General features: G+C 59.4%; 24 protein-coding genes. 14 read left to right on the plus strand and 10 right to left on the minus strand.

Annotated elements, in window-relative coordinates:
• Window positions 1–72: 72 nt before the first annotated feature.
• Genes ACG33_RS09125 through ACG33_RS09155 form a run of 7 tightly spaced genes read left to right on the plus strand, consistent with a single transcriptional unit; the run spans window position 73 to window position 6,252 of the window.
• Window positions 73–420, plus strand: a complete 348-nt coding sequence (locus ACG33_RS09125) for a c-type cytochrome (RefSeq protein ID WP_083536641.1) — start codon at window positions 73–75, stop codon at window positions 418–420.
• Window positions 420–1,589 carry a cytochrome D1 domain-containing protein gene (locus tag ACG33_RS09130; protein WP_083536642.1) on the plus strand — a complete coding sequence of 390 codons (1,170 nt, stop codon included), beginning with the start codon at window positions 420–422 and terminating at the stop codon, window positions 1,587–1,589. Before ACG33_RS09125 ends, ACG33_RS09130 begins: the two co-directional genes overlap by 1 nt.
• Window positions 1,590–1,595: 6 nt before the next feature.
• Window positions 1,596–2,585 (plus strand): siroheme decarboxylase subunit beta, encoded by a 990-nt coding sequence (gene ahbB / locus ACG33_RS09135; RefSeq protein ID WP_066920563.1) that lies wholly within the window; start codon window positions 1,596–1,598, stop codon window positions 2,583–2,585.
• Window position 2,586: 1 nt separating this feature from the next.
• Window positions 2,587–3,030, plus strand: a complete 444-nt coding sequence (locus tag ACG33_RS09140; RefSeq protein ID WP_066920565.1) for an Lrp/AsnC family transcriptional regulator — start codon at window positions 2,587–2,589, stop codon at window positions 3,028–3,030.
• Window positions 3,030–3,518, plus strand: a complete 489-nt coding sequence (gene ahbB / locus ACG33_RS09145; RefSeq protein ID WP_066920567.1) for a siroheme decarboxylase subunit beta — start codon at window positions 3,030–3,032, stop codon at window positions 3,516–3,518. The genes ACG33_RS09140 and ahbB (ACG33_RS09145) overlap by 1 nt, the downstream gene beginning before the upstream one ends.
• 2 nt (window positions 3,519–3,520) lie before the next feature.
• Window positions 3,521–4,663, plus strand: coding sequence for a heme d1 biosynthesis radical SAM protein NirJ (gene nirJ / locus ACG33_RS09150; protein WP_066920569.1), 1,143 nt, complete (start codon window positions 3,521–3,523; stop codon window positions 4,661–4,663).
• The gene (locus ACG33_RS09155) at window positions 4,660–6,252 is read left to right on the plus strand and encodes a nitrite reductase (RefSeq protein WP_083536645.1); all 1,593 of its coding nucleotides are present in this window, start codon (window positions 4,660–4,662) and stop codon (window positions 6,250–6,252) included. Before nirJ ends, ACG33_RS09155 begins: the two co-directional genes overlap by 4 nt.
• On the opposite strand, the gene cysG is transcribed toward ACG33_RS09155, so the two are convergent.
• The 6 genes from cysG to lexA form a co-directional block, all read right to left on the minus strand.
• Window positions 6,224–7,669, minus strand: coding sequence for a siroheme synthase CysG (cysG, locus tag ACG33_RS09160; protein ID WP_066920572.1), 1,446 nt, complete (start codon window positions 7,667–7,669; stop codon window positions 6,224–6,226). The two genes, ACG33_RS09155 and cysG, sit on opposite strands and share 29 nt — an antisense overlap.
• Window positions 7,670–7,792: 123 nt before the next feature.
• Complete coding sequence (locus ACG33_RS09165) at window positions 7,793–8,047, minus strand: hypothetical protein (protein WP_066920573.1); 255 nt, start codon at window positions 8,045–8,047, stop codon at window positions 7,793–7,795.
• Between the two features lie 3 nt (window positions 8,048–8,050).
• Window positions 8,051–9,922 carry a ferrous iron transporter B gene (gene feoB / locus ACG33_RS09170; RefSeq protein ID WP_066920575.1) on the minus strand — a complete coding sequence of 624 codons (1,872 nt, stop codon included), beginning with the start codon at window positions 9,920–9,922 and terminating at the stop codon, window positions 8,051–8,053.
• The gene (locus ACG33_RS09175; protein WP_066920577.1) at window positions 9,919–10,242 is read right to left on the minus strand and encodes a FeoA family protein; all 324 of its coding nucleotides are present in this window, start codon (window positions 10,240–10,242) and stop codon (window positions 9,919–9,921) included. Before ACG33_RS09175 ends, feoB begins: the two co-directional genes overlap by 4 nt.
• A gap of 484 nt (window positions 10,243–10,726) precedes the next feature.
• Window positions 10,727–11,221: a Dps family protein gene (locus ACG33_RS09180; protein ID WP_066920579.1), complete on the minus strand. Its 495-nt coding sequence runs from the start codon at window positions 11,219–11,221 to the stop codon at window positions 10,727–10,729.
• A gap of 337 nt (window positions 11,222–11,558) precedes the next feature.
• On the minus strand, window positions 11,559–12,185 hold the full coding sequence (gene lexA, locus ACG33_RS09185; RefSeq protein WP_066920581.1) for a transcriptional repressor LexA: 627 nt from the start codon (window positions 12,183–12,185) through the stop codon (window positions 11,559–11,561).
• A 350-nt stretch (window positions 12,186–12,535) separates the two neighbouring features.
• Here lexA and ACG33_RS09190 point away from each other — a divergent pair, with 350 nt between their 5' ends.
• The 7 genes from ACG33_RS09190 to ACG33_RS09220 all read left to right on the plus strand — a co-directional run bounded on the left by ACG33_RS09190 (window position 12,536) and on the right by ACG33_RS09220 (window position 20,745).
• Window positions 12,536–13,090: a GspH/FimT family pseudopilin gene (locus ACG33_RS09190; RefSeq protein ID WP_157071857.1), complete on the plus strand. Its 555-nt coding sequence runs from the start codon at window positions 12,536–12,538 to the stop codon at window positions 13,088–13,090.
• Entirely contained in the window at window positions 13,090–13,536 is a 447-nt protein-coding gene (gene pilV, locus ACG33_RS09195; RefSeq protein WP_066920585.1) for a type IV pilus modification protein PilV, read from the plus strand. Before ACG33_RS09190 ends, pilV begins: the two co-directional genes overlap by 1 nt.
• Before the next feature lies 1 nt (window position 13,537).
• Window positions 13,538–14,575 (plus strand): PilW family protein, encoded by a 1,038-nt coding sequence (locus ACG33_RS09200; protein ID WP_066920587.1) that lies wholly within the window; start codon window positions 13,538–13,540, stop codon window positions 14,573–14,575.
• A 2-nt stretch (window positions 14,576–14,577) separates the two neighbouring features.
• Complete coding sequence (locus ACG33_RS09205) at window positions 14,578–15,120, plus strand: pilus assembly PilX family protein (RefSeq protein ID WP_083536650.1); 543 nt, start codon at window positions 14,578–14,580, stop codon at window positions 15,118–15,120.
• A gap of 29 nt (window positions 15,121–15,149) precedes the next feature.
• Window positions 15,150–19,610, plus strand: a complete 4,461-nt coding sequence (locus ACG33_RS09210; protein ID WP_066920591.1) for a pilus assembly protein — start codon at window positions 15,150–15,152, stop codon at window positions 19,608–19,610.
• Window positions 19,611–19,628: 18 nt separating this feature from the next.
• On the plus strand, window positions 19,629–20,045 hold the full coding sequence (locus ACG33_RS09215) for a type IV pilin protein (protein WP_066920593.1): 417 nt from the start codon (window positions 19,629–19,631) through the stop codon (window positions 20,043–20,045).
• 388 nt (window positions 20,046–20,433) lie between these two features.
• The gene (locus ACG33_RS09220; protein WP_066920595.1) at window positions 20,434–20,745 is read left to right on the plus strand and encodes an alanine-zipper protein; all 312 of its coding nucleotides are present in this window, start codon (window positions 20,434–20,436) and stop codon (window positions 20,743–20,745) included.
• Window positions 20,746–21,174: 429 nt separating this feature from the next.
• Here ACG33_RS09220 and ACG33_RS09225 read toward each other — a convergent pair whose 3' ends face one another.
• The 4 genes from ACG33_RS09225 to ACG33_RS09240 form a co-directional block, all read right to left on the minus strand.
• A complete protein-coding gene (locus ACG33_RS09225) occupies window positions 21,175–22,263 on the minus strand; it encodes a L,D-transpeptidase family protein (RefSeq protein ID WP_066920597.1) in 1,089 nt (362 codons plus the stop codon).
• Window positions 22,264–22,289: 26 nt separating this feature from the next.
• A complete protein-coding gene (gene plsX / locus ACG33_RS09230) occupies window positions 22,290–23,354 on the minus strand; it encodes a phosphate acyltransferase PlsX (RefSeq protein ID WP_066920599.1) in 1,065 nt (354 codons plus the stop codon).
• A 135-nt stretch (window positions 23,355–23,489) separates the two neighbouring features.
• Window positions 23,490–23,681 carry a 50S ribosomal protein L32 gene (gene rpmF / locus ACG33_RS09235; RefSeq protein ID WP_066920601.1) on the minus strand — a complete coding sequence of 64 codons (192 nt, stop codon included), beginning with the start codon at window positions 23,679–23,681 and terminating at the stop codon, window positions 23,490–23,492.
• Between the two features lie 72 nt (window positions 23,682–23,753).
• Window positions 23,754–24,296, minus strand: a complete 543-nt coding sequence (locus ACG33_RS09240) for a YceD family protein (protein ID WP_066920603.1) — start codon at window positions 24,294–24,296, stop codon at window positions 23,754–23,756.
• Between the last annotated feature and the right edge of the window lie 67 nt (window positions 24,297–24,363).

Below are 24,363 nucleotides of genomic sequence, written 5' to 3' on the forward strand. Positions count from 1 at the left end.
GGTTTTATGCATACTCGCCACCCGATGCTGCGGCAAGCAGGCTGCGGTTGTACGACGACCCGATGAAGTGACATGGCACACCGTACCCGGCGGACGCGCGGCGTCCGCATCCTGATTGCGCTCCTGCTGGTACCGGCGCTGGCCTGCGGGATCGATCTCTCCGCCGAACGGACGCACGAACTGGTGCGCATGGTGCGTCAGGACTGCGGCGCCTGCCATGGATTCACCCTCAAAGGCGGACTCGGACCGCCGCTGCTGCCCGAATCCCTGCGCGATAAATCCGTACAGTTCCTCCGGTATACTGTGCTGTTCGGGCGGCCCGGTACGCCGATGCCGCCTTGGAATGCCTTTCTGACCGAAGCCGAAGCCGACTGGATCGTGCGCCAGCTCATGACCGGATTCCCCGAAGAGAGTCGCTGATGCGCCCCTTGTTTCCACTGCTGGTTGCCCTGTTACTGTCCGCCTGCTCCACTGCCGCCCTGCGCGGCACGGGGGATCTCGGCATCGTCATCGAGCGCGGTAGCGGCAGCGTTGCCGTGATCGATACGACTGCGCGCAGCGTCCTCGGCCGGGTCGAGGGATTGGGGGACCTCTCACATGCCTCGGCCGTATACTCGCGCGACGGCCGTTACGCCTACGTCTTCGGCCGCGATGGCGGTTTGACCAAGGTGGATCTGCTGGAACGCCGCATCGTCCGGCGCATCATGCAGGCCGGTAATTCCATCGGGGGCTCGATCTCCCAGGACGGCCGCCTCGTCATCGCCCAGAACTACGAGCCCGGCGGCATCAAGGTGTTCGATGCCGACACCCTCGACCTCCTGGCCGACCTCCCCGCCGCCTATGGAGACGGCAAGCAGTTCTCCAAGGTCGTGGGCCTGGCCGATATGCCGGGCAACAAGTTCGTCTATGCACTGTTTGATGCCGGCGAGATCTGGATCGTCGATCTGACGAAGCCGCGCGAGCCGGAAGTGACGAAATTTCGTGATATCGGCCGCCAACCCTACGATGGCCTGATCACGCCGGACGGGCGCCATTATCTGGCCGGGCTCTTCGGTGAGGATGGCGTGGCGCTACTCGATCTGTGGCGTCCGGAGCTGGGTGTGAAGAAGATCCTCACCGACTACGGCAAGGGCACAGAGAAGCTGCCGGTATTCAAGATGCCGCACCTGCGCGGCTGGTCGGTGGCCGGCGGGCGTGCCTACTTGCCTGCCATCGGCAGACACGAGGTGCTGGTGGTCGATACCGCCACCTGGCAGGAGGTCGGCCGCATTCCGGTGAAGGGCCAGCCGGTGTTCGTCATGGCACGTCCCGACGGACGCCAGGTTTGGGTGAACTTCGCCTTTCCCGACTATAGCCAGGTGCAGATCATCGATACGCTGACGCAGCAGGTCGTGCATACACTTGCGCCCGGCAAGGCTGTGCTGCATATGGAATTTACGCCACGCGGTGAACAGGTATGGATTTCAGCACGCGACGATGACCGGGTGGTGGTGTTCGACACGACCAGCTTCGCCCGGCTCACCGAGCTGCCGGCGCTGAATCCCTCCGGTATTTTTTTCACCTCCCGCGCGGCGCGCATCGGTTTCTAGGCGCCGATGGACCCGCTCGATTTTCGCCTGATCAACGAATTCCAGCGCAACTTTCCATTGGATCCGGCGCCCTTCGCCGGGATTGCGCGGTGCCTGGACACCGGGGAAGAAACGGTGCTCACCGCGCTGCGTCGGCTCCATGCCGCAGGTATCGTCAGCCGCGTCGGCGCGGTGTTCGCGCCGCGCCGCCTCGGTGCCAGCACGCTGGCGGCGATGATCGTGCCCGCGCGGCGGCTGGAGGAGATCGCTGCCAGCATCAGTGCGCGGCCCGAGGTCAATCACAATTACGAGCGGGAGCACCGCTACAACCTGTGGTTCGTTGTCAATGCCCGCGACGAGACACAACTGGCCGGCGTGCTGGCGGCCATCGAGCGTGATACCGGCTGCCGGGTCATCTCGCTGCCGCTTGAGCATGAGTTCTATATCGATCTTGGCTTCGATCTGGCCGGAGCACGCAAGGTGCCGCATGCCGGACGCCGCATCGAAGCCACCGATCTGCACACCCTGACCGCGGCAGAGCACCGGCTGATGGGCGTGCTGCAGCATGGCATCGAACTGGTGCCGCAGCCCTTTGCCCGGCTCGGCGCGCAGGCGGGCATGGACGAGCAGGCGGTAATCGCCACCCTCGAGCACTGGCGCCGCGACGGCCTCCTCAAGCGATTCGGCATCGTCGTTCGCCATCACGAGCTCGGCTACACGGCTAACGCGATGGTGGTGTGGGATCTGCCGGACGCGGAGGCGAACCGCGCCGGCAGCCTGCTCGCCGCCGCGCCGGAGGTGACGCTGTGCTATAAGCGCCGCCGCCACCTGCCGCAATGGCCCTACAACCTGTTCTGCATGATCCATGGCCGCGACCGCAACGTCGTCGAGCGCGCCGTGGAGGATCTGCGTCGGCGGCTCGACCTCGAGCGTTATCCGCACGCCGTCTTGTTTTCCCGTCTACGCTTCAAGCAGCGCGGCGCCCGTTATGTCGCCGGAGCCACTACTCATGAATGACATGGATGAGACCGATCGGCGCATCATCAACGCTCTGCAGGGAGGCTTTCCGATTTGCGAGGCACCTTACCGGGAGGCCGCGTCGGCGCTCGAGCTGACCGAGGTCGATCTGATAACGCGCCTCCAGCGCATGCTCGAGACGCGGATCCTGACGCGCTTTGGCCCGATGTATCATGCCGAGCGGATGGGCGGCGCCCTGGTGCTGGCCGCACTCGCCGTACCGGAGGCCGACTATGAACATGTGGCCGGGCAAGTGAACGCCCTCCCCGAGGTGGCGCACAACTACCGGCGCGAGCATACCCTCAATATGTGGTTCGTTCTGGCCACCGAAATTCCGGCCGGCATTCCCGCTGCGATCGACAAGATCGAGGCTGCAACAGGACTGAAGGTCCATGCCTTTCCGAAGTTGAAAGAGTATTTCGTGGGAATGAATCTGGCCGCCTGATGGAAACCTCGACACTGGATGCCGAAGACCATCGCCTGATCGTAGCGACCCAGGGCGGCTTACCGCTGGTGCCGCGGCCCTACCACGCGCTCGCGGCGCAACTCGGCCTAACGCCAGAGGATGTGATGGCACGTCTCACCCGCCTGCTGGCGGCCGGCGTCATCCGCCGCATCGGTGCCGTCCCCAACCACTACGCCCTGGGCTACAGCGCCAACGGCATGAGTGTGTGGGACGTCGCGGATGAATGCATCGACTCGCTCGGCGAAGCCATCGGCCGGCTACCCTTCGTCACCCACTGCTACCATCGCCCGCGCGCCCTGCCGCTGTGGCCCTACAACCTGTTCGCCATGGTGCACGGCAAAAGCCGCGACGAGGTCGAGGCGCAGATGAAACAGATCGCGATGCTGCTCGGTACGAGCTGCCGCGCCCACGACGTGCTCTACAGCAGCCGTATTCTCAAGAAGACCGGCCTGCGCATCGGCAATTGATCATGTTCAGAATCTCGCAATACATGCAGGAACTCGCACATCCCACGCCGCTCGGCCCGACGCGCGGGCCGCCGGGTCCGGTGGTGATCTGGAACCTGATCCGCCGCTGCAACCTCACCTGCAAGCACTGCTACTCGATCTCCGCCGACAAGGACTTCGAGGGAGAGCTCTCCACGCAGGAGGTCTATGCCGTGATGGACGACCTGAAGCGCTTCGGTGTGCCGGTACTGATCCTCTCCGGCGGCGAGCCGCTGCTGCGTGCCGATATCTTCGATATCGCGCGGCGCGCCAGGGACATGGGCTTCTATATCGGCCTGTCCTCCAACGGCACGCTGATCGACGCAGCCAATATCGAACGTATCGCCGAGGCCGACTTCAACTACGTCGGCGTGAGTCTCGACGGCATCGGGGAAACCCACGACAAGTTTCGCCGCATGCAAGGTGCCTTCGAGAAGTCGCTGGCCGGCATCCGTCTTTGTCGCGATGCGGGCTTGAAGATCGGTGTGCGCTTCACCATGACCCAGGGCAACGCCCATGATCTGCCCAATCTGCTCGCCCTCGTCGAGCACGAGGGCATCGACCGCTTCTACTTCTCCCACCTCAACTATGCCGGCCGCGGCAACAGGAACCGCAAGGAGGACGCTAACCACCTGCTGACACGTCAGGCCATGGAACTGCTGTTCGATACCTGCTGGGACTATCGGCGCCGCGGCCTGGACAAGGAATTCACCACCGGCAACAACGATGCCGACGGCGTGTACTTCCTGTTCTGGGTGGCAAAGCGCTTTCCCGATCGTGTCGCACACCTCCGCGCCAAGCTTGCGCAGTGGGGCGGAAACTCCTCGGGAGTGAACGTCGCCAACATCGATAACCTCGGCAACGTGCACCCCGACACCATGTGGTGGCACCACACGATCGGCAACGTGCGCGAGCGGTCATTCTCGCAGATCTGGACGGATGTCTCCGACCCGATCATGGCCGGCCTCAAGGCCAGGCCGCGCAAGGTCGGCGGCCGCTGTGGCGCCTGCGCCTACTTCGATATCTGCAATGGCAACACCCGCGTACGCGCCCAGCAGCTCACGGGCGATCCATGGTCGGAAGATCCGGGCTGCTACCTCAGCAACGATGAAATCGGACTGAAATGAAAGACGGCATTCATCATGGCCCTTGCGGCAGCCTCCTCGCGCTGGCCCGTGTCGCGTGTTTCATACTCTGTGCGTTGCCAGTGACCCAGGCCTTTCCCGACGCGGCGCAGCCGGCCGCCAAGCTGTATCGCAGCTACTGCGCCGAGTGCCACGGCGCGGACCGCTTCGGCCTGATGGGACCAGCACTGCTGCCGGAGAATCTCTCGCGCCTGAGTCGCAATGCCGCCGCGGCAATGATCCGCGACGGGCGGCCCACCGCGCAAATGCCGCCCTTCGGGGACGTGCTCGAGCCCGAGGAGATCGGGCAGCTCACCGACTACCTGTATACCGCGATTCCCATGCCGCAGTGGGGCGAGAAAGAGATCCGTGCCTCGCGCACCGTGCATCATGCACCCGGCACATTACCCGACGAGCCGCAGTTCTCCACCGATCCGATGAATCTCTTCATCGTGGTCGAGGGCGGAGATCACCACGTCACCATTCTCGACGGCGACAAGCTTGAGCCGATTCACCGGTTTCCCTCGCGCTTCGCCCTGCATGGCGGACCGAAATTCACGCCGGACGGACGCTATGTCTTCTTTGCCTCGCGCGATGGCTGGATCTCCAAGTTTGATCTCTGGAATCTGAAGCTGGTGGCCGAAGTACGCGCCGGCATCAATACGCGCAACGCTGCCGTCTCCGGCGATGGCAAGTACCTTGCCGTCGCCAACTATCTGCCGCATACCCTCGTCATCCTCGACGCCGATCTCAATCCGGTCAAAGTGCATATCGTGCGCGACAAGGACGGCAGACATACCTCGCGCGTCTCCGCCGTCTACGACGCTTTCCCGCGCAGCAGCTTCGTAGCTGCGCTCAAGGACGTCAAGGAAGTCTGGGAGCTGAGCTACGACCCACAGGCGCCGGAGATTCCCACCGGCATGACGCATGACTTCCGATACCGCGAAGGTGCCTTCATCCCCGGCTTCCTCAACCCGCGGCGCACCGACCTCAACGACTACCTCGATGATTTCTTCTTCACCCAGGACTACGACCAAATCATGGGCACCTCCCAGGGCGGCAAAGGACAGGTGGTGCACCTGGACGGGCGCCGCAGCGTTGCCACGCTCGACCTGCCGGGCATGCCGCACCTGGGTTCCGGCATCACTTGGACCTGGCAGGGCCGCCGCATCATGGCGACGCCCAACCTGAAGGAAGGTGTGGTCAGTGTCATCGATATGCAGAACTGGAAGACCATCAAGCAGATCGGCACGCCCGGCCCCGGCTTCTTCATGCGCAGCCACGAGAACTCACGCTACGCCTGGGTGGACTCCATGATGAGCCGTGAGCACAAGGACACGCTGACGGTGATCGACAAGGAAACGCTGGAAGTCGCCGCTCGGCTCACACCCGTGCCGGGCAAGACGCTGACTCACATCGAATTCACCCGCGACGGTAAATATGCCCTGGCCAGCCTGTGGGAGGACGACGGCGCGATCATCGTCTTCGACGCCTCAACGCTGAAAGAAGTCAAGCGCATCCCGGCGAAGAAGCCGGTCGGCAAATACAACGTCTGGAACAAGATCACCCGTTCCGAGGGCACCAGCCACTGATCCTGGCCGCCAACGCCGCGTTATCCAGCGCCTGCTCCGGCTTGAACCACTGCAGCTTGTCGTGCAGCTTCACCACCTCGCCGACGATGATCAGCGTGGGCGGCCGCACCTGTGCCTCGCTGGCACGCGCAGGCAAGGTCTCCAGGGTGCCGGTGATCACACGCTGGCGATAAGTGGTGCCCTGCTGCACGATGGCGGCCGGCCAGTCTGCCGGCAGGCCGTGGGCTATCAACTGACGGCAGAGCAAGGGCAGGCCGAGCAGACCCATGTAGACCACCACCGTCTGGCCGGGGCGTGCCAGTGCCGGCCAGTCCAGATCCATGCTGCCGTCCTTGAGATGTCCAGTGACGAAGACACAGGCGTGGGAATAATCGCGGTGAGTCAGCGGAATACCCGCATAGGAAGCCACTCCTGCAGCCGCCGTGACGCCCGGCACGACTTCGAAGCGTACGCCGTGAGCGGTCAGGGTCTCGATCTCCTCGCCCCCGCGGCCAAAAATGAAAGGATCGCCTCCTTTCAGGCGCAGCACACGCTTGCCCTCCCGAGCGAGCTTCACCAGCAGCTCGTTGATCTCTTCCTGGCGCAGCGTGTGTTTGTCGCGCTGTTTTCCCACATAGATGCGCTGGGCGTCGCGCCGGCATAAATCCACGATGGCCGCTGTGACCAGGTGGTCGTGCACCACGACGTCCGCCTGCTGCATGAGCCGCAATGCTCGGAAGGTGAGCAGATCGGGGTTGCCGGGACCGGCGCCTACCAGATAGACCTCCCCGCGCGGCTGCTGGTCCTGCGCGCCGGCCAGTTCGCGCTCCAGCCAGGCCTGAGCCTCCTTTTCCTTGCCCGCCAGCACCATATCGGCAAAAGGCCCCTGCAGGGCGTGTTCCCAGAAGATGCGCCGCTGCGCCAGGTGAGTGAACCGCTCGCCGAGCTGACTACGGAAACGCCCTGCCATCGCTGCCAGCCGCCCGTAGGCGGCAGGAATCAGTGTCTCGAGTCGTGCCCGCATCAACCGCGCCAGAACCGGTGAGGTTCCGCCCGTGGAAATCGCCACCACCAGCGGCGAACGATCCACGATGGAAGGGAAGATGAAGGAGCACAGGTCCGGCGCATCGACGACATTCACCGGGATGCCGCGAGCCTTGGCGGCACGATAGACCGATTCGTTGACGGCCCGCTCGTCGGTGGCAGCAACCACCGCCAGGGCGCCGGCCAGATGCGTCTCGGCGAACAGAGCAGCAATGTGCTCGATACGGCCGGCCGATTTTTCCCGAGTGAGGGTTTCACCCAGTCCCGGGGACACCACCGTCACCTGCGCACCGCATTCATGCAGTACGCCGACCTTGCGGGCGGCTACGGTGCCGCCGCCGACGACCAGGCAGCGCTCGCCGCGAATCTTGAGGAAGATGGGGAGAAAATCCATTGCGCATTATACCCATGACTCCAGCCCCGCTCTGCACGGAGCCGAAGCCGCGGGAGTCTGCTCATCGCCCGGAAAGTGTTTCGATCATCCTGCCGCCGGATCATTCCGCGCGGCCACCGGGCTTCAGCCGCGGCGATGCACATCGATACCCGCACGGTCTTGTGAAGCAGCTGTCTGCAAACCGGCGGCACATCCCTTGCAACTGCGGCAACCGCTGTTTTCGGCGTTGACCGCCAAGTCGGCCAGCCAGGCGCTGCATGAGGGGACGAGGATCATCATTCGGGCGATCAACCAGCGGCGCAACATCCGCGGCATGAGCTGCCATGCGGCATACCCGGCGGCGGCGGCAACGATCAGCGAGACAAGCAGGTGCTGCATGATTCAAGCTCCCGTGAATGCAAGCGCGATGCGATAGGTCAGGAACGACGCCAGGTAGGCGAGCGCAAACAAGTAGCCCGCCATCAGCAAGGGATAGCGAATCGAGTTGGTTTCCCGCTTCACGATCGACAAGGTCGAAATACACTGTGGCGCAAACACGTACCACGCGAGCAGGGAATAGGCCGTTGCCGCCGACCAACTCGCTGCGATCATGGGCGTGAGCTGCTCCGCCACGTTGTCACCGGTGGCCGACAATGCGTAGACCGTGCCCAGCGCACTGACTGCGACTTCACGCGCGGCGAAGCCCGGCACCAGCGCGATCGAAATCTGCCAGTTGAAGCCGATCGGTGCCAGCACCGTCTCCAATGCGCGTCCAAGCATCCCCGCGAGGCTGTATTGGATCGCCGCTCCGGTGGCCTCGGGCGGCGGTGCCGGATACGAGGCGAGAAACCAGAGCAGGATCGACAGTGACAGGATGATGGTGCCGACGCGCATCAGGAAGATTTTCGCGCGCTCCAGCAGTCCGATGAACAGGTTGCGCAGATTGGGCCAGCGGTACGATGGCAGCTCCATCATCAGCGGGTGCAGCAGCGTGCGCCCCGAGCTGACCTTGAGGACCCAGGCCACCGCCATCGCGCTGACGATCCCTGCAAGGTACAGCGTAAACAGCACGACGCCCTGCAGATTGAGAAATCCCATCACCTTTCGCTGTGGAATGAAGGCGCCGATGATCAATGCATAGACAGGCAGGCGTGCAGAGCAGGTCGTCAGGGGTGCGATCATGATCGTGGTGAGCCGATCGCGCCAATTGCCGATATGACGCGTGGCCATGATTCCCGGCACCGCACAGGCGAAACTGGACAGCAGCGGAATGAAGGAGCGGCCAGACAATCCCACGGTGCCCATGACGCGATCCAGCATGAAAGCGGCGCGCGGCAGATAGCCCGAGTCCTCCAGGGCGAGAATGAACATGAACAGGATCAGGATCTGCGGCAGGAAAATCAGCACGCTCCCCACCCCGGCGACGATTCCATCGACCAGCAGGCTGCGCAGGATGCCGTCCGGCATCCATGCATTGAGCAATGCGCCCGTCATCTCTATACCCGCCTCGATCCAGCCCATCGGCAGCTGCGCCCAGGCGAACACCGACTGGAACATCAGGAACAAAGTCGCAGCAAGGATCGCGAAACCCCAGACCGGATGCATCACGATGCGGTCCAGTGCGTCGTCCACGCGCATGCCGCTCGCCGGTTCGCGCACCGCGGCGGCAAGGATGCGCCGGACCTCACGCTGCGTCTCCGCCACGCCGGCCACATCCGAGGCGGTCCATGCTCGAGCGGCGATCGGCCGGTCGGAAAGATGTTCCTGGATCAGGCGCACCAGATCATCTGCCCCGCCCCGCCGCACGGCGACGGTCCGCACCACTGGAATGCCGAGTTCCCTCTCGAGCGCGTCGATATCGATTTCCACGCCGCGACGCCGGGCCACATCGGTCATGTTCAGCGCCAGAACCGTCGGCAGGCCCAGCCGCTTCACTTCCACGACCAGACGCAGATTAAGACGCAGATTGGTCGCGTCGGTGACACATATCAGCAAATCCGGCCGCGGTTCGTCGAGCTTGCCAAGGATGGCATCGCGCGTGATGACCTCGTCCTGACTCAGCGGGTTCAGGCTATAGGCGCCCGGCAGATCCACGACCCGGACGCGCTGCCCCTGCGGCGTATCGAGCAGGCCTTCCTTGCGCTCCACGGTGACACCGGCGTAGTTGGCAACCTTCTGCCGGCTTCCCGTCAGTAGGTTGAACAGCGCGGTCTTGCCGCAGTTGGGATTGCCCAGCAACGCGACACGAAGTCCCGTCTGAATCGGAGCGCTCATGAACGGATATCGGTTTCAGGTGCGAGCGCAACCAGCACATGGTCGGCTTCGAAACGACGCAGTGCAAAAGTGGTATTGCCGACACGCACGGCGATCGGTTCGCGCCCCGGATGCCCTTGGGCCACCACCCGCAGGAACTCTCCTGCGACGAAACCGAGTTCCACCAATCGCAACCCTATATTCCCATCCTCGTTCGCGAAGATTCCGCAACGGACCTCGCGGACGACGACCCTCTGGCCTACCTCGACATTACCGAGCGGAAAGGTGCAGCCATCCGTCTCGCCGAGGACGGACTCATCATTGCCAAGGTAGCGGCTCATTTGGAGTGGATGACCTGATTCATAATGAGAAACGTTCTCAATTATGATTCTTTTTCAAGCCGCTTGCACCTGCGGCTGCATCCCCGCCCTGCCCCCTGGGATTCCGGCCCCAGGGATCGACCCAGCAAGGGGGTTCTACCGGCGACCGGCAAGATCAGAGCAAGAGCAAGACAAAATCAGGCGAAGGCCGGACCGATACCGGGAGCCGCATGCGGCGAGCGGCCAGCGGCGAGCGGCCAGGTATAACCGGGCCAGATAAAGAACGGGGGTTGATCGAGAACCTGGGGCAGGAGAGATAAAGTCGGGGCGCAAGCGCGGTCATCACCCAGGTCAGGCCGCCCCTCCCTTGCGGGCGGCCGATGCCGCTGGTCACGCTCCAAAGGGTCCGCTGCCGGGCGTCGGAGCCGACAGCCGGGGTCCGATCGGAAGCCGGGACTCGGAGTGGACGCCGGCGCTTGCGCATACCGGCGTCCTGCCGGCCGATTCAGTCCTCCAACAGACTACGCAGCATCCAGGCGGTTTTTTCGTGTACTTCCAGACGCTGGGTCAGCAGATCGGCCGTGGGCTGATCGTTCGCCTCATCGACGATCGGAAACAGCTTGCGCGCGGTGCGTGCCGTGGCCTCCTGGGCTGCAACCAGGTGGCGCACCATGTCGGCCGCTTGCGGGACACCCTCGACTTCCTTGATCGAAGTCATCTTGGCGAAGGTATGGTAGGTGCCTGGCGCGGGATGGCCGAGCGCCCGGATACGCTCGGCGATCAAGTCCAGCGCATTCCACTGTTCCGTGTACTGACCCATGAACATCTGGTGCAGGCTGTTGAACATCGGACCCGTAACATTCCAGTGGAAGTTATGCGTCATCAGGTACAGGGTATAGCTGTCGGCCAGCAGCGCCGAGAGGCCATGTACAATCTTTTCCCGATCGGAACCCTTGATGCCGATGTCGATAGCCGGCGCTTTCTTAGTCTTGGTTGCCATGCAAGCCCTCGGGCAAAGCCCTGGTGATTGAATCCGTGGATGAATGCAACGGTCGCCTCGCGAAGCAGAGGATTATTGCCTGCTTGCCGATCCGATACCAGCGTCCACCATGACATCCGCAGATTACGCGGACCAACGGCCTGGCCGGCACCCCCATTAAAATCACTATGCTTCGAAAACACTCCCTGTACTTTCCGAAGTCCGGGTATGTTGAAACGCTCATCCAGGCATTCAGGTTCCAATGCCCACCATCTTCCCCCCAGCTCGAGCGCCCGTACTTTGTGCTCGCAATCGGCTCAGAGCGCACTCAAATACCCGAGAAAATCGCCGGATCCGGCTACTGAAACAGCCCCTTTGATTTTCCGTGACGCAGGACGCCGACGACCACCCCCTCGATTACCAACGACTGTTCCTTGAGATCGACGCGGATCGGCTCGAACTCTTCGTTCTCCGGCAACAGCCACACGATCTTGCCTTCGTGCTTGTAGCGCTTGACCGTGACCTCGTCATCGAGGCGGGCAACGATCACCTGCCGGTTGCGCACCTCGGGCGTGCGATGCACGGCGACCAGGTCGCCATCGAGGATGCCGATATCCTTCATGCTCATGCCCTTGACCTTGAGCAGATAGTCCGCGTGCGGCTGGAAGATCTTCGGATCGATCTGGTAGCGGTCCTCGATGTGCTCCTGCGCCAGTATCGGTCGACCGGCCGCAACCCGGCCGATCAGCGGCAGACCCAACTGCTCGCGCAGCGAATCCTTGAGCTGGATTCCGCGGGAGGTACTCGGGATGAGATCGATCACTCCCTTGCGCTGCAGGGCACGCAGATGTTCCTCGGCCGCGTTGGGCGACTTGAAACCGAACGCCTCGGCGATCTCCGCTCTGGTCGGCGGCATGCCGGAATCGTTGATCGTTTCCCGAATCAATTTGAGTATTTCGCGCTGTCGTGGCGTCAGTTCGGACATGCGTTTCGGTCCTGTATGGATGGCCAGCGACTATATTTATATACAGGTAAACGAGCGAAAGCAACCCTCGTCGAGGCCCCGCCCGGATGAATGCACCAGGCCGAATCCACTTCGAGCGGCAGGCCTGCCGGCCAAGGGCGGTCAAGCTCATCGCCCGATTCTCTTGCCGGCGCGAAGACACCAAGCGCGCAACGTTGTGAACCTCGTCACATTCGCAGTCTACTGACACCATCGCAGGTGCATTACGCTGGTTTGACAGAACATCGACACCTCGACCGCCCGTCCTCCAGGACCCGCCGTTGATCGGATGCCGCTCGACGACAAACACGAGCTCCTTAATAGTCCGTGCCATGCGAAAAACCCGACACAAGCGCTCAAGGCCCACCCGCGCCGCCGGCTTCACGCTGCTGGAGCTCATGGTGGCCATTACCGTCCTGGCTGTCCTGTTGGGTATAGGCGTCCCCGCATTCACACAGATAATCCGTAACAACCAGATCGCTGCACAGACCAACGAATTTGTTACAGCGCTAACGATCGCTCGGAGCGAAGCGTTAAAGCGAGGACTCCCGGTAAGTCTCTGTGTGTCGAACAGCGCACAGAACGCCTGCGAGGAAGATGCGGAAAACTGGAATTCAGGCTGGATCGCATTCATAGACCCGACGAACCCCGGAACGCTGGATGCTGGTGAAGATATCATCCAAGTGTGGCCAGCCATCAGCCACGGCTTGAATCTACTACTCGATACTGACAGCGTCTTCATTCGCTATCTACCAGGAGGCGCATCCGATGCAGCAGGCCTGCTGACTTTTGAACTCAGCAGGCCAGGATGTACTGGCAATAATGCGCGTCAGATCGAAATCTCACAGACCGGTCGTATCGGCTCGAAGAAAATCGGGTGTTCGTAATGGCTAAGCGACGACATGTACTTCCGAGGGCGAAACACCGCAGCTACGGTACTACCCTGATCGAGGTTCTTGTAACTCTCGTTGTAATCTCTGTAGGGCTATTGGGTATCGCAGGGCTGCAATTGGTTAGCTTACGCAACAACAAAGACGCAACCATCCGTACTCAGGCAAGTGTTTTAGCTGCTGACATTGCCGATCGCATGCGTGCTAACCGCACGGCTGCCTTGAATGACCAATATAACCTGGAGATCGACACTAGTCCCGGAACGGGTACGACCATTCCTGAAGACGACCTGACCGCATGGCGCACTACACTGGCTCAGCAACTTCCGAATGGCACTGGAAGCGTTGATCGCATCACCGGTAATGTCTTCACAATCACTATCCAATGGAGAGAGCGCGGCGATGCTGATCCCGTCGAGTTCCAAACGAGTACGGAGATCTGATATGCAGCAGATCCGCCGCCCCCGCTATCAGCGCGAACTCGGCTTCGGCTTGATCGAGATCATGATCGGTATGTTACTTGGTCTTTTGATCATGGGTGGCGTTCTGTCCATGTTCACAAGCTCCAGAAAAACTTATGAATCGACCGATCAACTTTCTCGCGTACAGGAAAATGGCCGTTATGCACTGAACCAAATCGTGCATGATCTACGGTCTGCAGGCTATATCGGCTGCGCTCGCGGCGTCGTGAATGCCAGCACGACTTTGAACGAAGCCCATATTCTTTGGAATATGGCTGTACCTGTGCAAGGTTTCGATTGGATGTCTACTGGAAACTGGGCTCCTGCACTAGGCACAGATATTGATGCGGTCACGCCTAATCGTCTCAATGAAAGTGACATTCTCGTTGTTAGAGCACCGCGCCGAGGTGCCTTACCGGTAAGATTAACGAGCAGCATGGCTACGGCAACCGACGACCTAGCTGTAACAACCGTCTCCCCTGCACCCTTGTCAGCGGGCGATGTAGCCATGATTGCCGATTGCGAAGGCCGAGCTTTCTTTCAGGTTGCTTCTTATGACAGTGGACTAATCACCCGTGAAGCTGGTGGCACCTGGCTAAACTCGACTGTCGATCTAAGTTATCCGTTTCGAGAAAACGCAGAAATTATACCGTTTGATACCACTATTTATTTCATCGCTGACAGCAATTTCGGCACCGGGCCAGCTCTGTGGCGCCGCGTCAGTAGCACCTCGGCTGCGGAAGAGCTTGCAGAAGGCGTACAGCGAATCGAAGTGCGTTTCGGCGAGGATACCAACGGTGACCGGCGCGTCGACCGATACTCGATCGCTAACGATGTAAGCTCCTGGGAGGATGTGATCAGCGTAAATATCGCGCTCCTCGTACGCTCCACCAACGAGTATGGCACCGATGTCGATGCTCGCACCTATGACATGCTCGGAACGCCAGTAGGTCCTTTCAATGATCGTCGCATGCGCGAGCTATTTGTTACGACAGTCACGCTACGAAACAAGGCTCTATAAAGATGAATCGCTCGACGATATTGTCTACATCACCTACCTCGCAGCAAGGAACTGTGCTGGTCGTCAGCTTGCTCGTGCTCCTGGTGATGACGATTCTTGCCCTCAGCGCCAGTCAGGCAACCCGCATGCAAGAACGCATGGCTGGTGCTACACGAGATATGGACGTTGCATTTCAGGCATCAGAAGCTGGACTACGTAATTCGGAAGAAATGCTCGATCAGCTAAGCGTGCAACCCGACCCGTGCTCATCTCCAGGCTGTCAGGTCTATCAGATCGACGTACTACCAGCAGATCTTCGTTATCTGGACAAGAACTGGTGGGATTCGCATGGGCGTATCTTCATGGAAGGTGAAGATAATCTCGATATAGTCCACGAGCAGCCGCAAGCAGTCGTCGAGGAATTAGCCTTTGTACCCGATAGCCTGACCGTCGGCCAGGGAGCCCCAACCGGCAAGACTTATTATCGCGTTACATCACGCGGCTTTGGCGCTACGGACAAGGCGGAATCTGTCCTTCAAAGCACTTACACCCGCCGATTCCAGTAATCCAGAACAGTCATCTCCAGGACTCGAACATGTTTAAGGTTCAGCTCAAGCGAATGATTAAGAAAGCAGGATGGGCAACCGTAGCCACCGGGACTGTACTGCTGTCAGGAATCTCGGTGGGTGCGCCGCTAGCGTTACAAGATGTGCCGATTTTCTTGCCGCAGAGCGTTCCTCCGCTCAACATGATCGTGCTAGGGCGTGACCACAAACTATATTACGAAGCATATAACGATGCGTCAGATCTAGACGGCGATGGAGTGCTGGACATTCGATACAAACCCTCGATCGACTACTACGGCTATTTCGACTCTTATAAGTGCTATGACTACGCAAGTGATATTTTTGAACCGCGGAGCTTTACATCAAACAAGCAGTGCTCAGGTCAGTGGAGTGGCGATTTTCTTAACTATCTAACGACCTCTCGTATTGACGCGCTACGCAAAGTACTCTACGGCGGATTTCGTTCGACGGATACTTCAAGCGACACAATTCTGGAGCGCAGCCATATCCCCCAGGATGCTCACAGCTGGGGTAAGGAGTACACCAGCATTGCTGTCGATGGCTATGATATTCGAAACTACACGCCACTCGACTTACCGACTTCTAGCAGACGGCATCTATTCGCCAACACTACAATACTGAACGACTCACAACAACGACCTCGTCTGCGCTACCTTCTCAACCAAACGGTACGCATCTGGAACTGGGTCAGTATCGAACAGCCTGTCGCCGGCAATGCAATCGTCACCGGCGTGAACTCTAATGATGGCAAAGAAATTCGTACATCCGTAAGCCCGACCGAACGCACTGTACGTGTCCGCGTATGCGTAGCTAATCTGCTTGAGGAAAACTGCCGTCAGTATGCTAATGGAAATTATAAGCCGATCGGTCTGTTACAAGAATTCGGAGAAAACGACTCGATGTACTTCGGCCTGCTCACTGGTTCCTACGACAATAACCTGCGGGGCGGCGTACTCAGAAAAAACATTCAATCCATCTCCGATGAAATCAAAGCCAACGATGGCACCTTTATCACAACCGGATCGTCCGGCATTATTCGCAGCATAAATCAATTACGGATCACACAATTCACACAAGGCGACTATACCTATTCTCCCGGCTGGCCAAATGCATGGATTACTACTCGCCCGCCGAACAACGGAGAAGTACAGGACTGGGGTAATCCAGTCGCTGAAATGATGTATGAGTCTTTTCGCTATTTCGCAGGTCGTACGTCCGCCATATTTCCGGTAGCGACCAATGGTACCGACAAGGCTCTCGGCTTACCGGTAGTCAGTTGGATCAATCCATACAATAACCCGAATGCGAATCAGTACTCCTGCGCCAAACCATTCCAGACAGTAGTCAGCGACATCAATCCCTCGTATGACACCGATGAGATTCCGGGCACAGCATTTCCCAATGCTCTTTACCCAACCCCCAGTGATGACGTTGGCGGACTGCATGCTGCCAACCTCGGGCAGACGATCTGGAATCAGGAATACGGTGGACCGCAAAATATATTTATCGGCCAATCTGGCGCCAATACCGACGGCGCACCGACCCCAAAAATCGTTAGTAGCTTTGGCAATATTCGCGGACTCGCTCCTGAAGAACCTACTAAACTTGGCGGATACTACTCTGCAAGTGTGGCCTATCATGGCCGCACTACAAATCTCGGCACGTTAAATTCATCCGCTGGAGATCAGAACGTTAACACTTTTGCAGTGGCATTGGCTTCGCCATTGCCACGCATCGAGATTCCGACCAACAACGGAACGATCACATTGGTGCCCTTCGCTAAATCAGTAGACGATCTAGGGATCGATAGAACTCAAGGTAGATTCCAGCCAACGAATCAGATCGTCGATTTCTATGTGGAGTCACTCACGCCTACCAGCGGTCGATTTCGTGTCAACTTCGAAGACGTCGAGCAAGGCGCAGATCATGATATGGATGCCATTGCCGTCTACGACTATGTAGTGAACGGTGATGGGACCGTGACGGTAACGGTGACCTCTGAATATGCCGCGGGTGGAATCATTCAGCATATGGGATACATCATTTCCGGTACCACGGCTGATGGAACGTATCTCGTCGTACGCGACGTAGACACCGCTGCGGGGAACGATGTGGACTACTTTCTAGATACGCCCCCTGCTTTCACAGGAACGCCCCCTGCCCCAAGTAGCGGAACCGGGCGCTGGAATGACGGACAGGCGCTTCCGCTTAACAACGCACGCACATTCACCTCAGGCTCATCGGCAGCCGCGACGCTACTTAAGGATCCTTTATGGTACGCCGCCAAGTGGGGTGGCTTCGATGAGTCACACCTGGCCGCAGGCGACCGGACGCACATACCCGACGAACCGTCCAAATGGGATGCGGACGGCGACGGCGTTCCGGATAATTATTTCCTGGTCACTAACGCTCTAAAACTGAGCGAGCAATTGCGCAAGGCATTCCAGGACATCATGAGACGCGCAACCTCTGCCTCTGCGGCGTCGATCAACAGTGGATCGATCAGCAGTGACACTCGTGCCTATCAAGCTCTATTCAATACCGGCGAATGGACCGGCGAACTGCTGTCGTATCGCCTCAGCGAGGAAACGGGTGAGTTGATTATGCCGGCGCAGTGGCGAGCGTCACAGAATCTTCCCGAGCAGAATAGCCGTCGCATCATTACAGCGAATTCCGATGGCAGCGCCACAGCGTTCCGCTGGAATTCACTCGATACCACACGCCAAAATCAACTGAATTCTGATGCAACCATCGGCCAAAATCTCGTGGCATACCTGCGTGGTAGCGGCACCTTGGAAGGCACCGGTGCCAGTCAATTCCGGGCGCGCACCAGCAAACTCGGCGACATCGTCTCCTCTGCTCCCATCTTCGTAGGGCGTCCACCGTTCAATTACCGGGACTCGCTGGAAAGCGCACCGTATTCCGCCTTCCGTACCGCATTATCGACCAGTCCGACTGCACGCCGACACATGGTTTATGTCGGGGCCAACGACGGCATGCTGCATGCCTTCGATGCTACTACCGGCATAGAGCGCTTTGCGTTCATCCCAAGTCCGGTGTTCGCAAACTTGCCACTACTTGCGCAACAGAACTATAGCCATCGCTTTTATGTGGATGGTTCACCCAATATGGGTGATGTATTTTTCGACGGTCAGTGGCGAACCGTACTCGTCGGCGGCCTCAATAAAGGCGGACAGGGGATCTACGCTCTGGATATCACTAATCCAGACAGTATTTCTGAAGCCACACCGGAAAGTCTTTTGCTGTGGGAATTTACAGATGAAGACGACGCAGATCTAGGCTACACCTATAGTCAACCAGCTATCGTTAAAGTTCGTGCAGGGGCTAATACTTGGCGGTGGGTCGCTATATTCGGCAACGGCTACAACAATACGACCTCCGATGCGCATACCAGTACGACTGGTCAGGCGGCGCTATATATCGTCGATATCGAGACCGGAGCTCTTATAAAAAAGATCAATACTAACGTCGGTACCAGCCAGGATCCGACTGGCGCCAACAGACCGAACGGCCTGGCCACTCCTGCTGCGGTAGATCTCAATGGCGACTCTATCGTCGACTATATTTATGCAGGCGATTTGTTCGGCAATCTATGGAAGTTCGACCTCACCAACATCGACGAGAATAATTGGGCTATCCCATACGGCACAATCTCTGCACCAGAGCCGCTGTACATCGCCGGCTACGATGCCAACAAGGATGGCGATTTGGCCGATGCCGGCGAGTACACTCAGCCGATCACCGTACGCCCCGAAGTTGCTCGTGGTCCGCACGGTATCGGTATGATGGTACTGTTCGGCACCGGTAAATTCTTCGAGCACGAAGACAAGGAACTCACGCCCGAACGACGTCAGACTTTCTATGGCATCATCGATCGCAACTCAGGGACGTCGACTGATCTAATCAGGGGGCGTAACACCCTGCTCGAGCAAGAGATCATCGCTGAAGGACAGCTCGACATCGATGGTGAATCGATCGACTATCGTCTCACGTCGGACAGTCAACTTCTGACGCATCGCGGTTGGTATTTGGACCTGGTGTCACCAATCAACGGCTATCAGGCCGAAAAACAGGTCTCCAATCCCGTGGTTCGCGATGGTCGGATCATCTTCACCACCATGATCCCAGATCCCGACCCTTGCGCGTTCGGCGGCGGCGGCTGGCTGATGGAGCTGGATCTGCTAAACGGCAGTCGTTTGAATTTCCCGCCATTCGACCTCAACCGCGATGGCCTATTCGATGAACAGGACATGATCGAGCATGACGGCGTACTGATACCACCATCCGGTATCGGCTCCACCGAGGGCATCATCCAGCAGCCGGCGATCATCGATGCACGAGAGGTTCAGTATAAGTACACCCCGGGAACCAGCGGCAATATTCAAGTGACCGTGGAAAATCCGGGTGCGGGTGGCCACGGTCGCCAATCGTGGCGTCAAATTCGCTGAGACGAGTAGATAGTAACTATGAACAGGATCTCTGGTATCACACTGATCGAGCTACTAATCGTCATTGTCGTCATTGGCATCCTGGCAGCCATCGCCTATCCGAGCTATCAGCAGCAGGTCCGGCGATCCAATCGTGCCGAGGGTAAAATCGCCTTGGAACAAACAGCGCAAGCGTTGGAAAAGTGTTTTACGCGCTATCTGAGTTACAACAGTGCCGACTGTGCCGCTGCTAACCAATTTGACGATGGCGGCAGTTTCGATACGCCGAACGGTCGCTACCGGGTGACGGCGACGCTTGAAAGCACGACATTTACCCTGCAGGCGCCCCCCCTTGCCAGTCAACTTGACGATGCCAGATGTATGAGTTTTGTTTTGAATGAAACCGGGCAGCGCACGATCGCTGGAGGCAGCGGTACAGCGACTGAGTGTTGGTGAAAACGGCCCCGATGATTTAGGGTAACCTCTAAATTGAGCAGGCTGCCCATACTCGGCTGCTGGCGCTGACATCGCATTGCCATGTCCAGCTGCATGACGGGGCTGCGGCGATGTCGTCATTGTCAATCCAGGATGATCCTTATCCACTCATGACCGAACCACCCGCTCCTCTACTGTCGCCGTCCAGCTACGCATCGCAACATAAGCTTTATCGCTACGTGGCAATCTTGTATTCTGGGACTTCGGCTCGCGCCCGGAAGCTTTCATAAAAAAGAAGTTTTTGTGGTGATATCCACGGGGCCGTCCTATGAGTCCCGCGGATTGAGAGGCGAGTGAAATTTAGTCGCTCTGGTCCTTTTTTATTCGACCCATAAAGGGGAAAGAAATCATGAAGAAAGCCATCTCCACCGCGCTGAAGGCGGGCGTTGCTGCCGCAGTACTCGTTGCGGCCAGCGGTTGCGTCTCTCAGGCGACCATCGATGAAATCCGGGCCACTGCCGACAAGGCCGTGCAGGATGCGGCGGCGGCGAAGGCTGCGGCTGATTCCGCCGCCAGCTCCGCTCAGTCCGCTCGTTCGGCTGCCGACAGCGCGCAGAGCGCTGCCAACCAGGCGCTGTCCGCCGCCCAGGCCAGCCAGGCCTGCTGCGATGCGACGAACGAGAAGATCGACCGCATGTTCAAGAAGTCCGTATCGAAGTAATTCGAACGGCTTTTGGCCTGAACACGAACGCCGTGGCCTTCAGCCACGGCGTTTTCGTTTCAGGCGCTCACGCACATTCTATATTTCACGGCGTTCGTGCGTCCTGCACGTGGATTCCGGCATTCGGAACTTATAAATAATAATCCATTCAATTAGTTATTATTAATACCTAAAAACAGATATAGATTCTGACAGGCGGGAGGTCGGCGGCTTCACTCGCTCGTTATCGCAGGCCGAAGAAACGGACCCCACGGTTTCGGCCATGGACCAACTCGGTGTAGATAGATGACTTCTGCCGCAGGGTCCGCGCGCGCAGTCTATGGAAACTTCATGCGCACGACTACTCCCCCTACGTCATCCTGCGTCGGCGTTCCCCGGGCCGATATCTCCAGGGCTGGCGGGGAGTAAGCGGACGGTTTACGAGCCGCCTTACTCCGCCTCGATATCGTTCCAAACCCGCGTCGTCATGGCGTGCAGCACGACCGGCTCGGGTACACCGGTCGCCGCGATGAACTGCTTTTCCGCCTTGGCCCAGTCGATGACCACGCTGCGATCCTGGGTAGCCGAAACCAACATGCGGGTAATATTCGTCAGGCTGTGGACCCCTGGATCCTGCGTACCCTCCAATGGGGTATGCACTTCCATGTAGAGCTCATCGCCACGCCAGCCCATCTTGAGCGGCTGATCGATCATGCGCACCTGGGTATTTACCGGGACCAGTTTGTAGAGTTCCTCGATGTCCTCGGGAAACAGCCGGATGCAGCCATGTGTAACTTGCATGCCCACGCCGGCCGGACGGTTCGTACCATGAATGAGGTAGGCGCCGCCAGGAATTCCCAGGCGCATGGCGTAATTACCCAGTGGATTATCCGGTCCCGGTGGAACGACTCGAGGCAGCGGTCTGCCTTCGGCGGCATGCTCGCGCCGCACCGATTCGGGCGGATACCAGGCCGGCCGCTCGCGCTTTTGTACGATCCGAGTCTCGCCCAGAGGTGTTTTCCAGTCCATCTTGCCGATGCTGATCGGATAGGTCTTCACGACCGGCGCTTCACCGCTGCGCACCGGAGGATAATAATAAAGACGATGCTCGGCCAGGCTTACCACGACTCCGGTACGCGGTCCGTCCGGAAGAATATAGCGTGACGGAATCAGCACCCGCTGCCCCTCGCCCGGCAGCCAGGGATCGACACCTGGATTCGCGGCGACGATTTCCTCGTAACCCACCCCATGCAGGCGTCCGATGTCGAGCAAGGTATCCTCATGACGAGCGGTGACATAGTGGGTATCACCGATGATCGTGTCCCCGTCTGCCGGAATCGCATAAGTCGCAGCCGGCGATGGCGCGGCGCACAACACCAGCAACCAGCCTGCGATCAGCACCTGTGCCCGCAGTCTGTTCACGCTCAGCACCTGCGAATCGCCTTGAAAAAACAGTATGGGGAAAACGACATGATATCTGGGACGGCGCTCGGGCCGGCATTGTGGACGGAGCGCCAGGACACGGACCGTGCGAGCCATGGCATAAAAAACCTCATGGACGCAGTCTAGCAGCTACCCCCGGCGGCATGCGTAACCTCGGTGGTATGCGGCTCCGAAGCCGGCAGCAGCGGAGAAATATGTTCCGAAACATGGGCCAGCTGTTCGCGTAGCATCTGGCCGATGCGTGTCGGCACGCCCTTTTGCGCCTCCGCCAGCCCGACTCCGATGGCATTGCCGAACGACAGCACATCGGCGCTGCCATGGCTTTTGACCACCACTCCGTTCAATCCGACCATGCTCGCCCCGTTATAGGTGCGTGGATCGAACTCCCGGCGCAGTGAGCGCAGCGCCGGCCAGGAAGCGATCGCGCCAAGGTAACGCAAAGGATTGGCGGTGTATTGTTCCTTGATGGCGCCCACCAGCATGTTGGCCAAGCCTTCTATGGCCTTGAGCGCTACGTTACCCGTGAAACCATCGGTCACGACCACGTCGGCCTCACCGGAGAAAATATCGTTGCCTTCGACAAAGCCCACGTAATTGAGCTGGCTGGCCGACAACAGACGTGCGGCTTCCTGCACGACGCCGTCGCCCTTGGTCTCCTCTTCGCCGATATTGAGTATGCCGATGCGCGGCTGCGCGATACCCGCCATATCGCCGGCGACAACTGCCCCCATCACGGCGAACTGAAACAAATGCTGGGCGCTGCACTGGGCATTTGCACCCAAGTCCAGCATATGGGTATATCCATGACGGGCGCGTATGCGCGAGATGATCGCCGGCCGATCGATACCGTCGATCGTTTTGAGCACGAAACGGCCGGTCGCCATCAGCGCGCCGGTATTGCCGGCGCTGACACAGGCATCGGCTTCGCCGCTCTTGACCAGATCCAGCGCCACACGCATCGAAGAATCCTTCTTTTTGCGCAAGGCATCCTGGGGCCGCTCGTCCATGGAGACCACTTGGGTCACTTCCCGCAGGAGCAGCCGACTGCCGAACGAGGCGCTCGATCGGCCCAGCGCAGCACGAGTCGGCTCACTCAGACCGACGAGCACGATGTGCAGGTCGGCATGCCGGCGCAACGCATCGAGTACCGCGGGTACGGTGACGGAAGGGCCATGATCGCCCCCCATGACATCGACGGCGATCGTGATCGGTCGGTGATTAGTCAAGAAAGTATCGGTAAAGCGCCGGACGTGAACACAAAGGCAGGCGATACCGCGACCGGTGCAACGCCCTGACCTCAGGCACGGAACCTTGGCAGAGGGTCACTCTGCGTCGGGTTTCTCGCGGATCTCAATGACTTTCTTGCCGCGATAAAAACCATCCGGCGTAATACGATGACGCAGGTGGGTCTCGCCCGAGGTCGGATCGACCGACAGCGCCGGACGCGCCAACCCGTCATGCGAACGATGCATACCACGCTTGGAAGGCGTCTTCCTGCTTTTTTGAACTGCCATGATTCATGATCTCCGCTAAATAGACCGGTCAAATATTTCGTCCGCCGCCGCGGTGCGGCGCATGGCCGCACGTCATTGCCGGCGAAGCAAATCCCGTAAATTATGAAACGGCATCTGGGTTTCCCCGGGTGCCTCATCTTGCGGCAATACCGCAACCAGCGGCATACCGCCGGCTGAGACGCAATCCTCGTGCTCATGCATGGGTACGAGCGGCAGCGCCAGCAGCATCTGCTCCTCGACCAGCCAGCGCAGATCTAATCGAGCAGGATCCGATATGACCGGCTCATAGCCGCCCGGCTCTTGATCGAACTCCTCTTGGAGCACCATCACTTTCAACGGTTCATCCACCTCGAGCGTCACGGGCCGCATGCAGCGTTGACAGATCAGCTCCAAGCGGCCGCATACCGCACCATCGATGACCGGACGCCCATCGAACAGCGCAAACTGAAACCAAGCCTCGACCTGCGAGCCGATCGGCAAGCCGGCCTCGCTCAGACGAGGCAGTTCGGCGCCAGAAAACCGCCGCGAAATCCGGCTTTCCGCTCGCGCATGAGCGCCCGCGTCCACGAACGCGTCACGAGGGACATCGGCAGCGGCAGACGAGGGACGCAGCATGGGGCGCGTATACTAGCGGCGACCCCGATGGGTGTCAAAAGAATAAATGACCTAAACGTTTGTTTTT

The sequence above is a fragment of the Steroidobacter denitrificans genome (assembly GCF_001579945.1).
GTDB lineage: Bacteria > Pseudomonadota > Gammaproteobacteria > Steroidobacterales > Steroidobacteraceae > Steroidobacter > Steroidobacter denitrificans.

Excerpts from the sequence above, each read along its gene's own strand:
- feoB (WP_066920575.1), bottom strand. The coding sequence starts at position 9,922 with ATGAGCGCTCCGATTCAGACGGGACTTCGTGTCGCGTTGCTGGGCAAT.
- lexA (WP_066920581.1), bottom strand. The coding sequence starts at position 12,185 with ATGTCCGAACTGACGCCACGACAGCGCGAAATACTCAAATTGATTCGG.
- ACG33_RS09215 (WP_066920593.1), top strand. The coding sequence starts at position 19,629 with ATGAACAGGATCTCTGGTATCACACTGATCGAGCTACTAATCGTCATT.
- ACG33_RS09220 (WP_066920595.1), top strand. The coding sequence starts at position 20,434 with ATGAAGAAAGCCATCTCCACCGCGCTGAAGGCGGGCGTTGCTGCCGCA.
- rpmF (WP_066920601.1), bottom strand. The coding sequence starts at position 23,681 with ATGGCAGTTCAAAAAAGCAGGAAGACGCCTTCCAAGCGTGGTATGCAT.
- ACG33_RS09210 (WP_066920591.1), top strand. The coding sequence starts at position 15,150 with ATGTTTAAGGTTCAGCTCAAGCGAATGATTAAGAAAGCAGGATGGGCA.
- ahbB (WP_066920567.1), top strand. The coding sequence starts at position 3,030 with ATGGAAACCTCGACACTGGATGCCGAAGACCATCGCCTGATCGTAGCG.
- ACG33_RS09180 (WP_066920579.1), bottom strand. The coding sequence starts at position 11,221 with ATGGCAACCAAGACTAAGAAAGCGCCGGCTATCGACATCGGCATCAAG.
- ACG33_RS09225 (WP_066920597.1), bottom strand. The coding sequence starts at position 22,263 with ATGGCTCGCACGGTCCGTGTCCTGGCGCTCCGTCCACAATGCCGGCCC.
- ACG33_RS09130 (WP_083536642.1), top strand. The coding sequence starts at position 420 with ATGCGCCCCTTGTTTCCACTGCTGGTTGCCCTGTTACTGTCCGCCTGC.
- ACG33_RS09125 (WP_083536641.1), top strand. The coding sequence starts at position 73 with ATGGCACACCGTACCCGGCGGACGCGCGGCGTCCGCATCCTGATTGCG.
- ACG33_RS09155 (WP_083536645.1), top strand. The coding sequence starts at position 4,660 with ATGAAAGACGGCATTCATCATGGCCCTTGCGGCAGCCTCCTCGCGCTG.
- ACG33_RS09190 (WP_157071857.1), top strand. The coding sequence starts at position 12,536 with ATGCGAAAAACCCGACACAAGCGCTCAAGGCCCACCCGCGCCGCCGGC.
- ahbB (WP_066920563.1), top strand. The coding sequence starts at position 1,596 with ATGGACCCGCTCGATTTTCGCCTGATCAACGAATTCCAGCGCAACTTT.
- ACG33_RS09165 (WP_066920573.1), bottom strand. The coding sequence starts at position 8,047 with ATGCAGCACCTGCTTGTCTCGCTGATCGTTGCCGCCGCCGCCGGGTAT.
- ACG33_RS09140 (WP_066920565.1), top strand. The coding sequence starts at position 2,587 with ATGGATGAGACCGATCGGCGCATCATCAACGCTCTGCAGGGAGGCTTT.
- pilV (WP_066920585.1), top strand. The coding sequence starts at position 13,090 with ATGGCTAAGCGACGACATGTACTTCCGAGGGCGAAACACCGCAGCTAC.
- cysG (WP_066920572.1), bottom strand. The coding sequence starts at position 7,669 with ATGGATTTTCTCCCCATCTTCCTCAAGATTCGCGGCGAGCGCTGCCTG.
- nirJ (WP_066920569.1), top strand. The coding sequence starts at position 3,521 with ATGTTCAGAATCTCGCAATACATGCAGGAACTCGCACATCCCACGCCG.
- ACG33_RS09205 (WP_083536650.1), top strand. The coding sequence starts at position 14,578 with ATGAATCGCTCGACGATATTGTCTACATCACCTACCTCGCAGCAAGGA.
- plsX (WP_066920599.1), bottom strand. The coding sequence starts at position 23,354 with ATGGGGGGCGATCATGGCCCTTCCGTCACCGTACCCGCGGTACTCGAT.
- ACG33_RS09240 (WP_066920603.1), bottom strand. The coding sequence starts at position 24,296 with ATGCTGCGTCCCTCGTCTGCCGCTGCCGATGTCCCTCGTGACGCGTTC.
- ACG33_RS09175 (WP_066920577.1), bottom strand. The coding sequence starts at position 10,242 with ATGAGCCGCTACCTTGGCAATGATGAGTCCGTCCTCGGCGAGACGGAT.
- ACG33_RS09200 (WP_066920587.1), top strand. The coding sequence starts at position 13,538 with ATGCAGCAGATCCGCCGCCCCCGCTATCAGCGCGAACTCGGCTTCGGC.